This window comes from Pseudomonas sp. GM_Psu_1 (assembly GCF_026544185.1).
GTDB lineage: Bacteria > Pseudomonadota > Gammaproteobacteria > Pseudomonadales > Pseudomonadaceae > Chryseomonas > Chryseomonas oryzihabitans.
In genome coordinates this window covers 116,434-132,526 of the sequence record NZ_JALNUX010000007.1, presented here as the reverse complement: position 1 = coordinate 132,526, position 16,093 = coordinate 116,434, and the positions used below count along the sequence as shown (strand labels likewise).

Here is a 16,093-nt window from a genome sequence, read left to right as displayed (position 1 = left end):
CGGGAGCGGCGCCAGCGACCGGCTTCAGGCGCCGATCAGCACCCGGCTGCGCTGCTGGGTGACCTGCTTGACCACCCAGACCGCGGCGATGCAGCAGAGCAGGGTGATCAGCGTCAGGCACAGGCGGGTCCCCAGGTACTGGGCGAAATTCTGCTCACCCAGCAGGCGCCCCAACACCCGGTAGGCGCCAGCCAGGTAGCCGTGCAGGAAGTAGATGGCGAAGCTGTAGGCGCCGAGCAGGGCCATGCCCCTGGTCAGGCGGCTGTCGGCACGTTCCGGCGTCTTGACCCGCTGGCTGAAGACGGCGAACAGCAGCAGGCACAGCACCAGTTTCTGCAGGCCGTAGAAGGCGCTGTCGAGCACCGCCGCGCCACTCAGCAGCACCAGGGCCGCCAGCAGCCAGTAGCGCGCCTGGGGTCGTTGCAGGCGCTCGCGCTGTTCGCAGGCCAGCATGCCGCAGAGGTAGATTGGCAGGAAATGCAGCGCCGCCAGCAGCGGATCGGCATCGTTGGCCGGACGGTCGGATACCAGGAAATACAGCAGGCCGATCATGGTCGCTGCCGGCAGCAGGCCGCGCTTGACGATCCACTCCAGGACCGGCGCGAGCAGGAAGATCAAGGTCAGTGCCGGAATGAACCACAGCGGACCGAGGTGGGCGCCGGTGGCCAGCAGCAGGGCGGTCTGGGCGAAGGGCGGCCAGTCATGAAAGGCGTTCATGTCGATCCATTCGTGTTCCTGCTTGAGTCCGGAGACATAGAGCAGCACGGCGGGGATCGAGATCAGCAGGTAGGGCAGGATGACGTTCTGCAGCTTCTTGCCCAGGTAGACCTGGTAGCTGTATTTGCCGAGGTTGTAGCGAAAGAAGAAGCCGGACAGGGTGACGAAGATGCAGGTGGTTTCCAGCGACAGCAGATTCAGGGCGATCTGCTGGTGTTCGGTGGTCTGGTAGCTGCCCACGGTCATGTGGTGGAAAACGATGAGAACGGCCGCCAGGCCGCGGATCCAGTTGAGCTGAATCAGCATGGGAGAGGTTTCCTTGGGGAATAGGTAAACCACGCGCTCTGCCTCGGGAGAGGGGCACGGGTTAGCGAAAGCGGAAGATTGAATGCGCGGTAGAGACGGCGGACAGGCTACCGCGCCCGGCAGGACTACGCGCCGGGAAAAGAGGTGAGGCAAGGGGGCCTCTGCGCCACGGGACTACGGTGGCAGGCGGCCAGCTTAAAGTGTTTCAGGCAAGTCACTGATTACTAATCAATTTTCTTGGTTTCAAGATGTTTCGGCGGTGCAGAGTTGGCACGGATGATCGCCTCTGGAAAGGGGGTTTCATCCATTCCAGTATCCGATCAATGAGAGACGTTTTCCCCTGCAAGAAAGTCTCGATTGGTTGAGCACTCTCGCCAATAAGGTGAGTTTCAAGATATCCAAGCGTGAGAAAAAAACCCTTTAACTCACGCAAAACCGGGCGCACTCTGCAGACTCGACTTCACCGCCCGAGACCCCGTCATGAACCAGCCGCTGACCGTTTCCCCTCCTGTCGCCGCCCAGCTCAATCTGCGCGCCCACTGGATGCCCTTCACCGCCAATCGCGCCTTCCAGAAGGATCCGCGCATCGTGGTGGCCGCCCAGGGCAGTTGGCTGACGGACGATCAGGGCCGACGCATCTATGACAGTCTCTCCGGCCTCTGGACCTGTGGCGCCGGTCACTCGCGCAAGGAGATCCAAGAGGCCGTGGCACGGCAGCTGGGCACCCTCGACTATTCGCCGGGCTTCCAGTACGGCCATCCGCTGTCCTTCCAACTGGCCGAGAAGATGGCCGAACTGACTCCGGCCGGTCTCGATCATGTCTTCTTTACCGGTTCGGGCTCCGAGAGCGCTGATACCTCGGTCAAGCTGGCGCGGGCCTACTGGCGCATCAAGGGCCAGCCGGCCAAGACCAAGCTGATCGGCCGGGCCCGCGGCTATCACGGCGTCAACATCGCCGGCACCAGCCTGGGTGGCATCGGCGGCAACCGGAAGCTGTATGGCTCCTTCATGGACGTCGACCACCTGCCGCACACCCTGCAGCCCGGCATGGCCTTCACCAGGGGCATGGCCGAGACCGGTGGCGTGGAGCTGGCCAACGAGCTGCTCAAGCTTATCGAGCTGCACGATGCCTCCAACATCGCCGCCGTCATCGTCGAGCCCATGTCCGGCTCGGCCGGGGTGATCGTGCCGCCGGTGGGCTATCTGCAGCGCCTGCGCGAGATCTGCACCCAGCACGACATCCTGCTGATCTTCGACGAGGTCATCACCGCCTTTGGTCGCATGGGCCGCCACACCGGCGCCGAATTCTTCGGCGTGACGCCGGACCTCATGAACGTGGCCAAGCAGGTCACCAACGGCGCCGTGCCCCTGGGCGCGGTGATCGCCAGCAGTGCCATCTACGACACCTTCATGAACCAGGCCACGCCCGAACACATGGTGGAATTCCCCCATGGCTACACCTACTCGGCCCATCCGGTGGCCTGCGCCGCCGGCCTGGCCGCGCTGGAGCTGATGGAGCGGGAGAACCTGGTGCAACAGGCCGCCGAGCTGGCGCCCAAGTTCGAAGCCTCCCTACATGGCCTCAAGGGCGCCAAGCACGTGGTGGACATCCGCAACTGCGGCCTGGCTGGCGCCCTGCAACTCGCCCCGCGCGATGGCGATGCGGTGATCCGCCCGTTCGAGGCCGGCATCGACCTGTGGAAGGCCGGTTTCTATGTCCGCTTCGGCGGCGACACCCTGCAATTCGGGCCCACCTTCAACGCCAAGATCGAGGACCTGGATCGGGTGTTCGCCGCGGTCGGTGATGTCCTCAATCGCCTCGACTGATCCCCTTTCCGGCGCTCCCGCCGCGGAGCGCCCACCTCTTGTACAAGGAGTCCCTCATGAGCCTCAAGCATCTCATCGGCGGCCAACTGGTCGACGGCGGCAGCCGCCGCGCACCGGTCTACAACCCTTCCACCGGCGCGGTGATCCGCGAAGTGCCCCTGGCCGACGCGGCCACCCTGCAACAGGCCATCGATGCCGCCCAGGCCGCCTTTCCGGCCTGGCGCAACACCCCGCCGGCCAAGCGTGCTCAGGTGCTGTTCCGCTTCAAGCAACTGCTGGAAAGCAACGAAGAGCGCCTGGTGCAGCTGATCAGCGAAGAGCACGGCAAGACCCTGGAAGACGCCGCCGGCGAATTGCGCCGTGGCATCGAGAACGTCGAATACGCCACCGCCGCGCCCGAATTGCTCAAAGGCGAATACAACCGCAATGCCGGTCCGAGCATCGACACCTGGTCCGACTTCCAGCCGCTAGGCGTGGTGGCCGGCATCACCCCCTTCAACTTCCCGGCCATGGTGCCGCTGTGGATGTATCCGCTGGCCATCGCCTGCGGCAACACCTTCATCCTGAAGCCCAGCGAGCGCGATCCCAGCTCCACCCTGGCCATCGCCCAGCTGTTCGAGGAAGCCGGTCTGCCCAAGGGCGTGCTCAACGTGGTGCATGGCGACAAGGAAGCCGTGGACGGCCTGATCGACGCCCCCGAGGTCAAGGCGCTGAGCTTTGTCGGCTCCACCCCCATCGCCGAATACATCTATGCCCGTGGTACCGCCAAGGGCAAGCGCGTCCAGGCCCTGGGCGGCGCCAAGAACCATGCGGTGGTCATGCCCGACGCCGACCTCGGCAACACCGTCAATGCGCTGATGGGCGCCGCCTACGGTTCCTGTGGCGAACGCTGCATGGCCATCTCGGTGGCGGTCTGCGTCGGTGACCAGGTCGCCGATGCCCTGATCGCCCGGCTGGTGCCGGAGATCGAAAAGCTCAAGGTCGGCCCGGGCACCCAGTGCGGCCTGGACATGGGTCCGCTGGTCACCGGCGCGCACCTGGACAAGGTCACCGGCTATGTCGTCGACGGCGTCGCCGCGGGCGCCAAGCTGGTAGTGGACGGCCGCAGCCTCAAGGTCGCCGACCATGAAGACGGCTTCTTCCTCGGCGGCTGCCTGTTCGATCAGGTCACCCCGGAGATGCGCATCTACAAGGAAGAGATCTTTGGCCCGGTGCTCTGCGTGGTGCGGGTCAAGAGCCTTGCAGAGGGCATCGCCCTGATCAACGCCCACGAATACGGCAACGGCACCTGCATCTTCACCCGCGACGGCGAAGCGGCACGGCTGTTCGCCGATCAGATCGAAGTGGGCATGGTCGGCATCAACGTACCCCTGCCGGTACCGGTGGCCTATCACAGCTTCGGCGGCTGGAAACGCTCGCTGTTCGGCGATCTCCACGCCTACGGCCCCGACGGCGTGCGCTTCTACACCCGGCGCAAGACCATCACCCAGCGCTGGCCGCAGCGCGAGGCCCAGGAGGCTTCGCAATTCGCCTTTCCCAGCAACGGCTGACCGCTAGAAAAGCCCATTCCTTGGCCTGCCGCACAGCAGGCCGGCCAGGGAAGGCTTTACCCTTCGGCTGCCCCCAGCCGCCGAAGTCCCCATGTCTGCCACCCCCTTCACAGCCGTCGCCCGTCTCGGGTGTGTGATTGGCCTGCTGCTCGCGAGCCTGACCGGTTGCACCAGTCAGTCCGCCCAGGACATCGCCCGGCAATTCGGCAAGACCCGCCCCAGCGAATTCCTGCAGACCAGCTCCGACCGCATGGCCACCCTCGCCATGCAGGCCAATCTGCAGAGCCTCTATCTGCTGATGAACAAGCTCTATCTGCGCAATCCGGCCGAATGGAAAAAGACCGGGCTGCCCGATGCGGCCAGTGCCGAGCGCGAAATCCGTATGGCCATCGAACAGCGGCGCAGCCTGCCGGCGCTGGACGGACGCAAGGACGTGGCGGCCCTGAGCTACGTGCTGGGTGATGACTACCGCGGCGATCGCGTCGGCGCCTTCATCTATGCCATCGGCAGCATGATCATCGCCGCCCACGGCAATCGCACCGAGTTCTATATCACCGACGTGGTGGATGCGCGCTTCGTCAACAACGCCGCGCGCAACATCGAGAAGGCCACCTGGCTGCTCGGCCAGCGCAAGAACGCCGCGGGCGAACCCCTGCTGTTCGCCAACGAGATCTCGGAGGAGGGCAGCAACCTCAGCTTCGCCACCGAATTCGGCAAGATCGTCGCCCGCCTGGACCTGCTCGCCCAGTTGCTGGACGAGCGCTATCGGCGCATCGGCGTCAACTACGCCCAGAGTCTGCTGTTCATCAATTTCCTGCCGGTGCAGTAGCGCCTTCGACCAGGCGTCCCCTAGAGTCGAGAGTGGAGCGCGCCGCCGCCAGCGGCACGGTGCAGCAGCCGGCAGCGCCCTGAGCGGGCCTTACAGCGGCTTGGTCAGTTCCTTGGCGCGGTCGTAGGCCTTGGAGAAGCCCTTGAGCGACAGGCTTTCGCTGGCGGTCTCGCCATTGGCGACCGGGGTGGTCACGGTCAGGCGACCGCCGCGCTGCAGCTGCTTGAAGACGTCACCGACGAATTCCACCGGCACCACGCAGCCCTGGGGGATGCAGGTGTGGAAGGGCCGATTCTCCAGGCTGCGCTTGTCGATCTGCAGCGAGATCGGCTTGGTCACCGCCACGCCGAAGGGCAGCACGAGGATGCCGTCCACGCCTTCACGATTGGGACGCAGCTCGGTGACCAGCATGCGCTGACCCTTGGCGCTGTCCTTCTGCTGGGTGATGGCGCACAGCTGCACGGAACGGTCCGCGTTGCGGGCGATGCGGCAGATCACCTGCCAGTCGCCATACTTCTCCGTGACCGACGGCTGGGGTTCCTGGGCGTTGTTGGGCGCGGACTGGGCGAAGGCCTGGCCGGCGAGCAGCAGGGGCGCGAGGAACAGGGCCGGACGGAGGAAGCACTGAGACATGGAGAGTCCTTGGCAGGAAAAAAAGAGCCTAAAGGGTAGGGCATCGCTCCGCCAGGGAACACCCCGGCACGACGATCAGACCTTTTTGACGAACTCGGATTTGAGCTTCATCGCACCTATGCCATCGATCTTGCAATCGATGTCGTGGTCGCCGTCGACCAGGCGGATGTTCTTGACCTTGGTGCCGACCTTGACCACCAGCGACGAGCCCTTGACCTTGAGGTCCTTGATCACGCTGACGGTATCGCCGTCCTGCAGGGTATTGCCCACCGCATCGCAGATCACCTTGGCCTCGTCCGCGGCGCCAGCGTCGCCGGGCGTCCATTCATGGGCGCATTCCGGGCAGATCAGCAGGTCGCCGTCGGCGTAGGTGTATTCGGAAGCGCAGCGGGGGCAGGGCGGTAAAGCGGTCATGACGGAAGCACCTGGCTGGAAAAGCCGCGCATTGTATAGGGTTTTAGGCGCGTCCGGGTGGACTCGATCCCCCTGGGCCTAGGCGGCCAGCTGTACCTCGACCACGGTGCCGTTGTCGTTGCGGTAGCGGGCCTCGCCGCCGAGTTGTTCGGCCAGGCTGTTGATGATCTTGAAGCCCAGGCGCTGGCTGGTGCGCGGATTGAACTGCTGCGGCATGCCGCGGCCGTTGTCGGCGATACGCAGCAGCAGCTGCTGATCGTCGCCGCGCTGCAGGCTGATACTGATGAGGCCGCGCTGGCTGGAGTCGAAGGCGTGCTTGAGGGAGTTGGTCACCACCTCGGCCACCAGCATCGACAGGGTGGTCAGGCGGGGCAGGTCGAAATTGAGCGGTTCGGCGGTGATGGCGCAGGAGACATTGGCCTGTCCCGCGGCGGCCAGCAGGTCGCTGGTCAGCAATTGCAGGTGGTGGGCCACCGGCTGATCGGCATCGGCGGGGTCGTGCAGGCGGCGGTGGATACGCGAAATGCTCTCCAGCCGCGAGCGAGCCTCCTCCAGGGCCTGGGACGCCTGGCTGTCGCCGGGCAACTTGAGTTGCTGCAGCATGAGCAGCGAGGCGATGAACTGGATGTTGTTGGCGACCCTGTGCTGCAACTCCTGGAACATCGTGGTCTGGACGTTGTAGAGGTCGCGGATCACCTGCTGCTCGGCGCGCAGCCGGGCGCTGGCCGTGTGCATGTAATGGATCAGCACGATGTCGACGCTGACGATGACCACATAGAAGGCCAGCGCCAGGGCGCCCTGGGGACCGACGACGAAGGTCCAGCCCGGCGGGATGAAGAAGTACCAGGCGGCCAGGCCGGACAGCACGGCGCACAGGGTACCGGCGCCGCTGCCGCAGAAGAAGGCGGTCAGGATGACGGCGGGAAAGAAGGTCAGGTAGGGAAAGCCCTGCAACAGGACGTCCACCAGGGCGAAGCGTGCCGCCAGGGCCAGGCCGAACGCCAGCAGCGCGAGGCTGTAGGCCAATGCCGGGCGAGCGCGGATCCTGCTGCTGAGATCGCTGATCCAATGACGACGAGACGACGGATCCAAAGCTCTGACCTGCGGAGTAGACGGCGGCGGCGCCAGCTTAACGCAAAGCCGTCTCGCTTGGGGGTACGACAGGCCCAAAGGTGGCTCTGCCCAGCCCGACGGCGGCTTCCTGTACAAGACTTACACCGGCATGGCTGGAACTGCCGAGACGAGGCTCCCCAAGGCGCATTTTCTTGTACAGGCTGTCCCTTGGTCGTACAGGGCAGGACGGCAACGAAACGCTATGGTCGAACGATTGCGTCTCAACCATCACAGGATCCGCTCATGAATCGCCAGCGCGTATTGGTCGCCGAAGATGAGCCTGTCCTGCTCGATCTGCTGCAGGAATTGTTCGAGAGCTGGGGTTATCAGGTGCATGCCTTCGGCAGCGCCGACGCCGCCTGTGCCTTTCTGCAAGACGAGCAGCCGCAGCTGGATCTGCTCTTCACCGATGTGCGCATGCCGGGAATCCTGAGCGGCGTCGACTTGGCGCTGCAGGCGCGAGGACGGCAGGCCAACCTGCCCATCGTCATCACCTCGGGTTATTGCGACGACAATCCCGCCCGCGCGGCACGGGCGACCTTTTTGCCCAAGCCTTGGGATCTGGAGGCATTGCACCGCAGTTGCCCCACGCCCGGGGCCCAAGTGAATCTCGTCTAGGCGGTCGTCAGCGTTGTGGCGTCGAGTGAATCGCAGCCATGAAAAAAGCCCGTAGCGGTTACCCGCTACGGGCTTTTCAGATTTTGGCTCCGCGACCTGGACTCGAACCAGGGACCCAATGATTAACAGTCATTTGCTCTACCGACTGAGCTATCGCGGAACAACGGAGCGTATCTTACTGATAGATAACGGGAAGTCAAGCCTCGGCGACACCGGAAAACGGCGCCGCCAAAGCGGCTGCCTTAGCCCTGCAGCACCGCGGCGATGGCCTGGATGGTCGGGGGCAGATTGCGCTCGTTCAGCGCTGCCACGCAGATGCGTCCGGTGCTGACCGCATAGATGCCGAATTCGCTCTTCAGCCGCTCGACCTGCTCAGCGGTGAGGCCGGAGTAGGAGAACATGCCGCGCTGGGCGTTCACGAAGGCAAAGTCGCGATTGGCGCCAGCGGCGGCCAGGCCTTCCACCAGGGCGTTGCGCATGCTGCGGATGCGCTGGCGCATCTCGCCCAGCTCGGCTTCCCAGAGGGCGCGCAGCTCGGGATTGCTCAGCACCGTGGCGACGATGGTGGCGCCATGGGTCGGCGGGTTGGAATAGTTGGTGCGGATCACGCGCTTGACCTGGGACAGCACCCGGGCGCTTTCCTCGCGGCTCTCGCTGACCAGGGTCAGGGCGCCTACCCGCTCGCCGTACAGCGAGAAGGACTTGGAGAAGGAGCTGGAGACCAGGAAGGTCAGGCCGGAGTCGGCGAACAGGCGCACGGCCTGGGCGTCTTCCTCGATGCCGTCGCCAAAGCCCTGGTAGGCGATGTCGAGGAAGGGCACCAGGTTGCGCGCCTTGACCACGTCCAGCACCGCCTGCCAGTCGGCCGGCTGCAGATCGACGCCGGTGGGGTTGTGGCAGCAGGCGTGCAGCACCACCACCGAGCGCTCCGGCAAGGCCTGGAGATCGGCCAGGAAGCCTTCGCGATTCAGGCCGTTGCTGGCCGCGTCGTAGTAACGATAGTTCTGCACGGGGAAGCCGGCGCTTTCGAACAGCGCACGGTGGTTTTCCCAGCTCGGGTCGCTGATGGCGACCACGGCATCCGGCAGCAGCCGCTTGAGGAAGTCGGCGCCGATCTTCAACGCGCCGGTGCCACCGACGGCCTGGACCGTGATGGCGCGGCCGTCGCGGACCAGGCTCGACTCGGCACCGAACAGCAGGTGCTGCACGGCCTGGTCATAGGCGGCGATGCCCTCGATGGGTAGGTAGCCACGCGGCGCCTGGGCGGCCACGCGCTGCTTCTCGGCCTCGGCCACGGCGCGCAGCAGCGGGATGCGGCCCTGCTCGTCGTAGTAGACCCCCACGCCCAGATTGACCTTGTGCGGACGGGCATCGGCGTTATAGGCCTCGTTCAGGCCAAGGATGGGGTCACGGGGTGCCATTTCGACGGCGGAGAACAAACTCATGGGGCAGCGGCTCGAATGAGGGGTGAAGGGAAGGGCGGAACGCTCGGGAAGCGCAAGTATAGCCCCCTGCAGTCGCCATCGCGACCCGACCTCCGTCGGAGTTTTCCTGACGTGCGGCGACGCGGGCAGATTGCAAAAGGGCGCTGGCGACCTCATCTGAGTGGTTCCAGTCCTTTCCTCGTCCGCATCGCTCCGGCCCCCGGTCGGCGCGCTGTCGTCCGTGCATTTTCGCGCTATTGAGGCAGCCATGTCCGCATTCCAGCTCTCCACCCGCTACACCCCGGCCGGCGACCAGCCCGAAGCCATTCGCCAGATGGTGGAAGGCCTGGAGGCAGGTCTGTCGCACCAGACCCTGCTCGGCGTGACCGGCTCGGGCAAGACCTTCAGCATCGCCAACGTCATCGCCCAGGTGCAGCGCCCGACCATGGTGCTGGCGCCTAACAAGACCCTGGCCGCCCAGCTCTATGGCGAATTCAAGGCCTTCTTCCCGAACAACTCGGTGGAGTACTTCGTCTCCTACTACGACTACTACCAGCCGGAAGCCTATGTGCCCTCGTCGGACACCTTCATCGAGAAGGATTCGTCCATCAACGACCACATCGAGCAGATGCGCCTGTCCGCCACCAAGGCGCTGCTGGAGCGCAAGGACGCCATCATCGTCGCCTCGGTGTCCTCCATCTATGGCCTGGGCAGTCCCGAGGCCTACCTGAAGATGGTGCTGCACCTGGACCGCGGTGATCGCATCGACCAGCGCACCATCCTGCGCCGGCTGGCCGAGCTGCAATACAGCCGCAACGACATGGAATTCGCTCGTGCCACCTTCCGGGTGCGTGGCGACGTCATCGACATCTTCCCAGCGGAATCCGACCTGGAAGCCGTGCGCGTCGAGTTGTTCGACGACGAGGTGGAGAGCCTGTCGGCCTTCGATCCCCTGACCGGCGAGGTGATCCGCAAGCTGCCGCGCTTCACCTTCTATCCCAAGACCCACTACGCCACGCCGCGCGAGACCCTGCTGGGCGCCATCGAGAACATCAAGCTGGAACTGGCCGATCGCCTGGAATGGCTGCGCAGCCAGAATCGTCTGCTCGAGGCCCAGCGCCTGGAGCAGCGCACCCGCTTCGACCTGGAGATGATCCTCGAACTGGGCTACTGCAACGGCATCGAGAACTACAGCCGCTACCTGTCCGGGCGCGGTCCGGGCGAGCCGCCACCCACCCTCTACGACTACCTGCCGAGCAACGCCCTGCTGGTGATCGACGAATCCCACGTCACCGTTCCGCAGATCGGCGCCATGTTCAAGGGCGACCGCTCGCGCAAGGAAACCCTCGTGGAATACGGCTTCCGCCTACCCTCGGCGCTGGACAACCGGCCACTGAAGTTCGAGGAATGGGAAGCCGGCGCGCCCCAGACCATCTTTGTCTCGGCGACCCCGGGACCCTATGAGGAAGAGCACGCCGGGCGCGTGGTCGAGCAGGTGGTACGACCCACCGGCCTGGTCGATCCGGTGATCGAGATCCGCCCGGCCACCACCCAGGTGGACGACCTGCTCTCCGAGATCCGCCTGCGGGTGGCCCAGGAGGAACGGGTACTCTGCACCACCCTGACCAAGCGCATGGCCGAGGACCTCACCGACTACCTGGCCGACCACGATGTGCGGGTGCGCTATCTGCACTCGGACATCGATACCGTGGAGCGGGTGGAGATCATCCGCGACCTGCGCCTGGGCACCTTCGACGTCCTGGTGGGCATCAACCTCCTGCGCGAAGGTCTGGACATGCCCGAGGTCTCCCTGGTGGCGGTACTCGACGCCGACAAGGAGGGCTTCCTGCGTTCCGAACGCTCGCTGATCCAGACCATCGGCCGGGCGGCGCGCAACCTCAACGGCAAGGCCATCCTCTACGCCGACAGCATCACCGGCTCCATGCAGCGTGCCATCGACGAGACCGAGCGCCGCCGCAACAAGCAGCTGGCCTTCAACGAAGAACACGGCATCGTGCCCCAGGGCATCAAGAAGGACATCCGCGACATCATGGAAGGCGCCGCGGCTCCGGGTGCCAAGGGCAAGCGGCGGGTGGCCAAGGCGGCCGAGGACGAGGGCGAATACGCCGCCGAACTGCGTTCGCCCAGCGAGATCGGCAAGCGTATCCGCCAGCTCGAAGAGAAGATGCTGCAACTGGCGCGCGACCTGCAGTTCGAGTCCGCCGCCCAGCTGCGCGACGAGATCCAGGCCCTGCGCGAGCGCCTGGTCCAGGTCTGAACCCGCTCCAACTGGCAGCGCCAGGGCTGGCGCTGCTACCATTCCGCCTTTGTCCCTTCGCGTTTCTCGAGAAAGCCGATGACCACCGTTCGCACGCGCATCGCGCCGTCGCCCACTGGCGACCCGCATGTTGGTACCGCCTATATCGCCCTGTTCAACCTCTGCTTCGCCCGTCAGCACGGCGGTCAGTTCATCCTGCGCATTGAGGATACCGACCAGGTCCGCTCGACCCGCGAATCCGAACAGCAGATCTACGACGCCCTGCGCTGGCTGGGCATAGAGTGGGACGAGGGCCCGGACGTCGGTGGCCCCCATGGTCCCTATCGGCAGAGCGAACGCGGCGAGATCTACTGGAAATACGCCCGGGAGCTGGTGGAGAAGGGCCATGCCTTCTACTGCTTCGCTACGCCCGAAGAGCTCGACCAGATGCGTGCCGAACAGCAGGCGCGCGGCGAGACCCCCCGCTACGACGGTCGCGGCCTGCGCCTGACCTCGGAAGAAGTGCAGCAGCGCCTGGACGCTGGTCAGCCCTATGTGATCCGCATGAAGGTGCCGGAGGAGGGTGTCTGCGTCGTCCCCGACCTGCTGCGCGGCGATGTCGAGATCCCCTGGGATCGCATGGACATGCAGGTGCTGATGAAGGCCGACGGCCTGCCCACCTACTTCCTCGCCAACGTGGTCGACGACCACCTGATGGGCATCACCCACGTCCTGCGTGGCGAAGAGTGGCTGCCCTCGGCGCCCAAGCTGATCAAGCTCTACGAATACTTCGGCTGGGAGCAGCCGCAGCTGTGCTACATGCCGCTGCTGCGCAACCCGGACAAGAGCAAGCTCTCCAAGCGCAAGAATCCCACCTCGGTGACCTTCTATCAGCGCATGGGTTACCTGCCCGAAGCCATGCTCAACTACCTCGGCCGCATGGGCTGGTCCATGCCGGACGAGCGCGAGAAATTCACCCTGGACGAGATGGTCGAGCACTTCGACCTCCAGCGCGTCTCCCTCGGCGGTCCGATCTTCGACGTCGAGAAGCTCTCCTGGCTCAACGGCCAGTGGCTGCGCGAGCTGAGCCCCGAGCGCTTCGCCGCCGAGGTACAGCACTGGGCGCTCAATCCCGAGTACCTGCTCAAGATCGCCCCGCTGGTGCAACAGCGGGTCGAGACCTTCAGCCAGATCGCCCCGCTGGCCGGCTTCTTCTTCAGCGGCGCCCTGAATCTGGATCCGGCGCTGTTCCAGCACAAGAAGCTGTCCGCCGACCAGGTCCGCCTGGTCATGCAGCTGCTGCTGTGGAAGCTCGAAGCCCTGCGCCAGTGGGACAAGGAGCGCATCACCGCGGTGATCCAGGTGGTCGCCGAGCACCAGCAGCTCAAGCTGCGGGACGTCATGCCGCTGCTGTTCGCCGCCATCACTGGCCAGGCCAGTTCGGTCTCGGTGCTCGACGCCATGGAGATCCTTGGGCCGGACCTCACCCGCTTCCGCCTGCGCCAGGCGGTCGAGTTGCTGGGCGCGCCCTCCAAGAAGGAAACCAAGGAGTGGGAGAAACTGTTGGCCGAACTCGGCTGACAGTCGCCCGACCGACCCCGACGTCGGGGTAGGCTTCCTCCTCGCGCCAGGATAGCCCCGATGACCTCCGTGACTCCCCAGCGGCACAATCTGCTCGAGGACGTACTGGCCTTGCTCAGCGCGACCCTGATGATCGCCCTGGCGGTCAATCTCTATCGCCACGCGGGCCTGCTCACCGGCGGTACCGCGGGCCTGGCCTTTCTCGCCCAGTACGGCACGCGCCTCTCCTTCGGGCAGGCGTTCTTTCTCATCAACCTGCCGTTCTACTGGCTGGCCGTGCGGCGCATGGGCTGGGCCTTTACCCTGCGGACCCTGGCGGCGGTGACCCTGGTGTCGCTGCTTACCGAGCTGACCCCGCACTTCGTCGCCTTCAGTGCCCTGCAACCCCTCTATGCCGCCGTGATGGGCGGCGTACTGATGGGCGTGGGGCTGCTGATCCTCTTCCGCCACCAGGCCAGCCTCGGCGGCATCAACATCGCCGTGCTCTATCTGCAACAGCGCTATGGCTGGCGGGCGGGCAAGGTGCAGATGGGCATCGATTGCCTGATCGTCCTGCTAGCGCTGTGGGTCGTCGAGCCAGGTGCCATCCTCGTCTCCATCCTAGGCGCCGTGATCCTCAATCTGACCCTGGCGATCAACCATCGGCCGGGGCGTTACAGCGCCATCAGCTAGGGGCTTTCCGTCGCGCAGGCGCAACTTCGATTGGTCCGCGACCCGCCTTGGCTTTAAGATGGCGCCCATTTTCGGCGGCCCAGCCGTCGTCATCGCAAGTTGAAGAGGTCTCCATGAGCTGCGATTTCCTGGCACAAGCCCTTCCCGGCGTACAGAAACTCTCGCCCTACGTGCCCGGCAAGCCCGTCGATGAACTGGCCCGCGAACTGGGCCTGGCGCCCGCCAGCATCGTCAAGCTCGCCAGCAACGAGAATCCCCTCGGCCCCAGTGCCAAGGCGCTCGAGGCCATCCGCGCCGAACTGGCCGAGCTGACCCGCTATCCCGATGGCGGCGGCTTCGACCTCAAGCAGGCCCTGAGCCAGAGGTTCGGCGTGGCCGCCAACGGCATCACCCTGGGCAACGGCTCCAACGACATCCTCGAACTGGTCGCCCGTGCCTACCTGGCGCCCGGCTACAACGCCGTGTTCAGCGAGCACGCCTTCGCCGTCTATCCGCTGGTCACCCTGGCGATCGGTGCCGAAGGCCGCAGCGTCCCGGCCAAGGACTACGGGCATGACCTCGAGGCCATGCTCGCCGCCATCGATGCCGATACCCGGGTGGTCTTTGTCGCCAATCCCAACAACCCCACGGGTACCTGGTTCGACAGCGAGGCCCTGGCACGCTTCCTCGCCCGCGTACCCGAGCATGTCCTGGTGGTGCTGGACGAGGCCTACATCGAATACGCCGAAGGCGACGAGTTGCCGGACGGCCTGGCGTTCCTGGCCCAGTACCCCAACCTCATCGTCTCGCGGACCTTTTCCAAGGCCTATGGCCTGGCCGCCCTGCGCGTCGGCTATGCCTTCTCCTCGCCGACCGTGGCCGATGTCCTCAACCGGGTGCGCCAGCCGTTCAATGTCAACAGCCTGGCCCAGGCCGCGGCCTGTGCGGCCCTGGCCGACAGCGACTACCTGGCCCGCAGCCGGGCGCTCAACGATGCCGGCATGGCCCAGCTGGAAGCCGGTTTCCGCGATCTCGACCTCAAGTGGATTCCCTCCCGTGGCAATTTCATCGCCGTGGACCTGGGGCGCGACGCTGCGCCGATCAATCAGGGGCTGCTGCAGGAGGGCGTCATCGTGCGGCCCGTCGCCGGCTATGGCATGCCCACCTTCCTGCGCGTCTCCATCGGCACCGAAGCGGAAAATGCCCGTTTCCTGGCGGCGCTGAGCAAGGTCCTGGGTCGTGGCTGAAGTGGCCACCCCCCTGATCGAACGTCTCGTCGTTGTCGGCCTGGGCCTGATCGGCGGCTCCTTCGCCAAGGGCGCCCGCGCCAGCGGCCTCTGCCGTGAGGTGGTCGGGATCGATCGCGATCCGGAAACCCGCCGGTTGGCGGTCGAGCTGGGCGTCGTCGACCGCTGCGTCGCCGAGCTGGCCGAGGCCTGCCCGGGTGCCGACGTCATCCAGCTCGCCGTGCCCATCCTGGCTATGGAGCGGGTGCTGGCCGAGCTTGCGGCCCTGCCGCTGCAGGGCGCCATCCTCACCGATGTCGGCAGCGCCAAGGGCAACGTGGTGCGCGCCGCCCGTCAGGCCTTCGCCGGCCAGTCGCTGCGCTTCGTGCCGGGTCATCCCATCGCTGGCTCTGAACGCAGCGGCGTGACGGCGGCCAACGCGGCGCTGTTCAATCGTCACAAGGTCATCCTCACACCGCTGGAGGAGACCCTGCCGGCCGATCTGGACAAGGTCGATCGGCTCTGGCGCGCCATAGGGGCCGATGTCGAGCACATGACCGTCGAGCACCACGACCAGGTCCTCGCCGCCACCAGCCATTTGCCGCATCTGCTGGCCTTCAATCTGGTGGACTCCCTGGCCAAGCGCAGCGAGAACCGCGAGATCTTCCACTACGCTGCCGGCGGCTTCCGCGACTTCACCCGCATCGCCGGCAGCGATCCGACCATGTGGCACGACATCTTCATCGCCAATCGCGAAGCCGTGCTGCAGGCCCTGGACACCTATCGCGCCGATCTCGACGAACTGCGTGGCGCCATCCAGGCCGGCGATGGTCAGTTCCTCATGGAGGTGCTGACCCATGCGCGCGGCGCGCGCGAATATTTCGGGCGTATCCTCGCCAGTCGTACCCAGGCCGGCGCCCAGGTCGCCGCCCATCATTCTCTTACGG

At 65.5% G+C, this 16,093-nt stretch carries 13 protein-coding genes, 1 tRNA gene and 1 pseudogene; 9 read left to right on the top strand and 6 right to left on the bottom strand.

Annotation, left to right across the window (positions count from 1 at the left end):
- Window positions 1–24 precede the first annotated feature (24 nt).
- Window positions 25–1,023 carry an acyltransferase gene (locus OXS31_RS14360; protein WP_115946541.1) on the bottom strand — a complete coding sequence of 333 codons (999 nt, stop codon included), beginning with the start codon at window positions 1,021–1,023 and terminating at the stop codon, window positions 25–27.
- A gap of 480 nt (window positions 1,024–1,503) precedes the next feature.
- On the opposite strand from OXS31_RS14360, the gene OXS31_RS14355 reads away from it, so the two are divergent.
- From OXS31_RS14355 to OXS31_RS14345, 3 genes are all read left to right on the top strand, one after another.
- A complete protein-coding gene (locus tag OXS31_RS14355) occupies window positions 1,504–2,850 on the top strand; it encodes an aspartate aminotransferase family protein (RefSeq protein ID WP_267399789.1) in 1,347 nt (448 codons plus the stop codon).
- Between the two features lie 56 nt (window positions 2,851–2,906).
- The gene (locus OXS31_RS14350; protein ID WP_027597998.1) at window positions 2,907–4,400 is read left to right on the top strand and encodes a CoA-acylating methylmalonate-semialdehyde dehydrogenase; all 1,494 of its coding nucleotides are present in this window, start codon (window positions 2,907–2,909) and stop codon (window positions 4,398–4,400) included.
- Window positions 4,401–4,491: 91 nt separating this feature from the next.
- Complete coding sequence (locus OXS31_RS14345) at window positions 4,492–5,229, top strand: hypothetical protein (RefSeq protein ID WP_027601674.1); 738 nt, start codon at window positions 4,492–4,494, stop codon at window positions 5,227–5,229.
- A 90-nt stretch (window positions 5,230–5,319) separates the two neighbouring features.
- On the opposite strand, the gene OXS31_RS14340 is transcribed toward OXS31_RS14345, so the two are convergent.
- The 3 genes from OXS31_RS14340 to OXS31_RS14330 all read right to left on the bottom strand — a co-directional run bounded on the left by OXS31_RS14340 (window position 5,320) and on the right by OXS31_RS14330 (window position 7,368).
- A complete protein-coding gene (locus OXS31_RS14340; RefSeq protein ID WP_267399784.1) occupies window positions 5,320–5,862 on the bottom strand; it encodes an invasion associated locus B family protein in 543 nt (180 codons plus the stop codon).
- Between the two features lie 75 nt (window positions 5,863–5,937).
- Window positions 5,938–6,276: a zinc ribbon domain-containing protein YjdM gene (locus OXS31_RS14335; protein WP_267399782.1), complete on the bottom strand. Its 339-nt coding sequence runs from the start codon at window positions 6,274–6,276 to the stop codon at window positions 5,938–5,940.
- Window positions 6,277–6,354: 78 nt separating this feature from the next.
- Window positions 6,355–7,368, bottom strand: a complete 1,014-nt coding sequence (locus OXS31_RS14330; RefSeq protein ID WP_074584309.1) for a histidine kinase dimerization/phosphoacceptor domain -containing protein — start codon at window positions 7,366–7,368, stop codon at window positions 6,355–6,357.
- A gap of 264 nt (window positions 7,369–7,632) precedes the next feature.
- Here OXS31_RS14330 and OXS31_RS14325 point away from each other — a divergent pair, with 264 nt between their 5' ends.
- The gene (locus OXS31_RS14325) at window positions 7,633–8,007 is read left to right on the top strand and encodes a response regulator (protein ID WP_027597994.1); all 375 of its coding nucleotides are present in this window, start codon (window positions 7,633–7,635) and stop codon (window positions 8,005–8,007) included.
- 84 nt (window positions 8,008–8,091) lie between these two features.
- Here OXS31_RS14325 and OXS31_RS14320 read toward each other — a convergent pair.
- Window positions 8,092–8,167, bottom strand: a tRNA-Asn gene (locus OXS31_RS14320).
- Window positions 8,168–8,249: 82 nt separating this feature from the next.
- Complete coding sequence (locus tag OXS31_RS14315; protein WP_044340914.1) at window positions 8,250–9,452, bottom strand: amino acid aminotransferase; 1,203 nt, start codon at window positions 9,450–9,452, stop codon at window positions 8,250–8,252.
- 247 nt (window positions 9,453–9,699) lie between these two features.
- Between OXS31_RS14315 and uvrB the strand changes: the two genes are divergently transcribed.
- The 5 genes and pseudogenes from uvrB to OXS31_RS14290 all read left to right on the top strand — a co-directional run.
- The gene (uvrB, locus tag OXS31_RS14310; protein ID WP_169853528.1) at window positions 9,700–11,709 is read left to right on the top strand and encodes an excinuclease ABC subunit UvrB; all 2,010 of its coding nucleotides are present in this window, start codon (window positions 9,700–9,702) and stop codon (window positions 11,707–11,709) included.
- Window positions 11,710–11,787: 78 nt separating this feature from the next.
- Window positions 11,788–13,269: a glutamate--tRNA ligase gene (gene gltX, locus OXS31_RS14305; protein ID WP_169853529.1), complete on the top strand. Its 1,482-nt coding sequence runs from the start codon at window positions 11,788–11,790 to the stop codon at window positions 13,267–13,269.
- A gap of 60 nt (window positions 13,270–13,329) precedes the next feature.
- Window positions 13,330–13,941, top strand: a complete 612-nt coding sequence (locus OXS31_RS14300; protein ID WP_007160401.1) for a YitT family protein — start codon at window positions 13,330–13,332, stop codon at window positions 13,939–13,941.
- Between the two features lie 113 nt (window positions 13,942–14,054).
- Window positions 14,055–15,167 carry a histidinol-phosphate transaminase gene (hisC, locus tag OXS31_RS14295; RefSeq protein ID WP_027601679.1) on the top strand — a complete coding sequence of 371 codons (1,113 nt, stop codon included), beginning with the start codon at window positions 14,055–14,057 and terminating at the stop codon, window positions 15,165–15,167.
- Window positions 15,160–16,056: pseudogene (locus OXS31_RS14290) on the top strand (prephenate dehydrogenase/arogenate dehydrogenase family protein); the annotation flags it as partial. The gene hisC and the pseudogene OXS31_RS14290, both read left to right, overlap by 8 nt.
- Window positions 16,057–16,093: the final 37 nt, after the last annotated feature.

Excerpts from the sequence above, each read along its gene's own strand:
- hisC (WP_027601679.1), top strand. The coding sequence starts at position 14,055 with ATGAGCTGCGATTTCCTGGCACAAGCCCTTCCCGGCGTACAGAAACTC.
- OXS31_RS14340 (WP_267399784.1), bottom strand. The coding sequence starts at position 5,862 with ATGTCTCAGTGCTTCCTCCGTCCGGCCCTGTTCCTCGCGCCCCTGCTG.
- OXS31_RS14345 (WP_027601674.1), top strand. The coding sequence starts at position 4,492 with ATGTCTGCCACCCCCTTCACAGCCGTCGCCCGTCTCGGGTGTGTGATT.
- OXS31_RS14315 (WP_044340914.1), bottom strand. The coding sequence starts at position 9,452 with ATGAGTTTGTTCTCCGCCGTCGAAATGGCACCCCGTGACCCCATCCTT.
- gltX (WP_169853529.1), top strand. The coding sequence starts at position 11,788 with ATGACCACCGTTCGCACGCGCATCGCGCCGTCGCCCACTGGCGACCCG.
- OXS31_RS14300 (WP_007160401.1), top strand. The coding sequence starts at position 13,330 with ATGACCTCCGTGACTCCCCAGCGGCACAATCTGCTCGAGGACGTACTG.
- OXS31_RS14335 (WP_267399782.1), bottom strand. The coding sequence starts at position 6,276 with ATGACCGCTTTACCGCCCTGCCCCCGCTGCGCTTCCGAATACACCTAC.
- OXS31_RS14325 (WP_027597994.1), top strand. The coding sequence starts at position 7,633 with ATGAATCGCCAGCGCGTATTGGTCGCCGAAGATGAGCCTGTCCTGCTC.
- uvrB (WP_169853528.1), top strand. The coding sequence starts at position 9,700 with ATGTCCGCATTCCAGCTCTCCACCCGCTACACCCCGGCCGGCGACCAG.
- OXS31_RS14350 (WP_027597998.1), top strand. The coding sequence starts at position 2,907 with ATGAGCCTCAAGCATCTCATCGGCGGCCAACTGGTCGACGGCGGCAGC.
- OXS31_RS14360 (WP_115946541.1), bottom strand. The coding sequence starts at position 1,023 with ATGCTGATTCAGCTCAACTGGATCCGCGGCCTGGCGGCCGTTCTCATC.
- OXS31_RS14355 (WP_267399789.1), top strand. The coding sequence starts at position 1,504 with ATGAACCAGCCGCTGACCGTTTCCCCTCCTGTCGCCGCCCAGCTCAAT.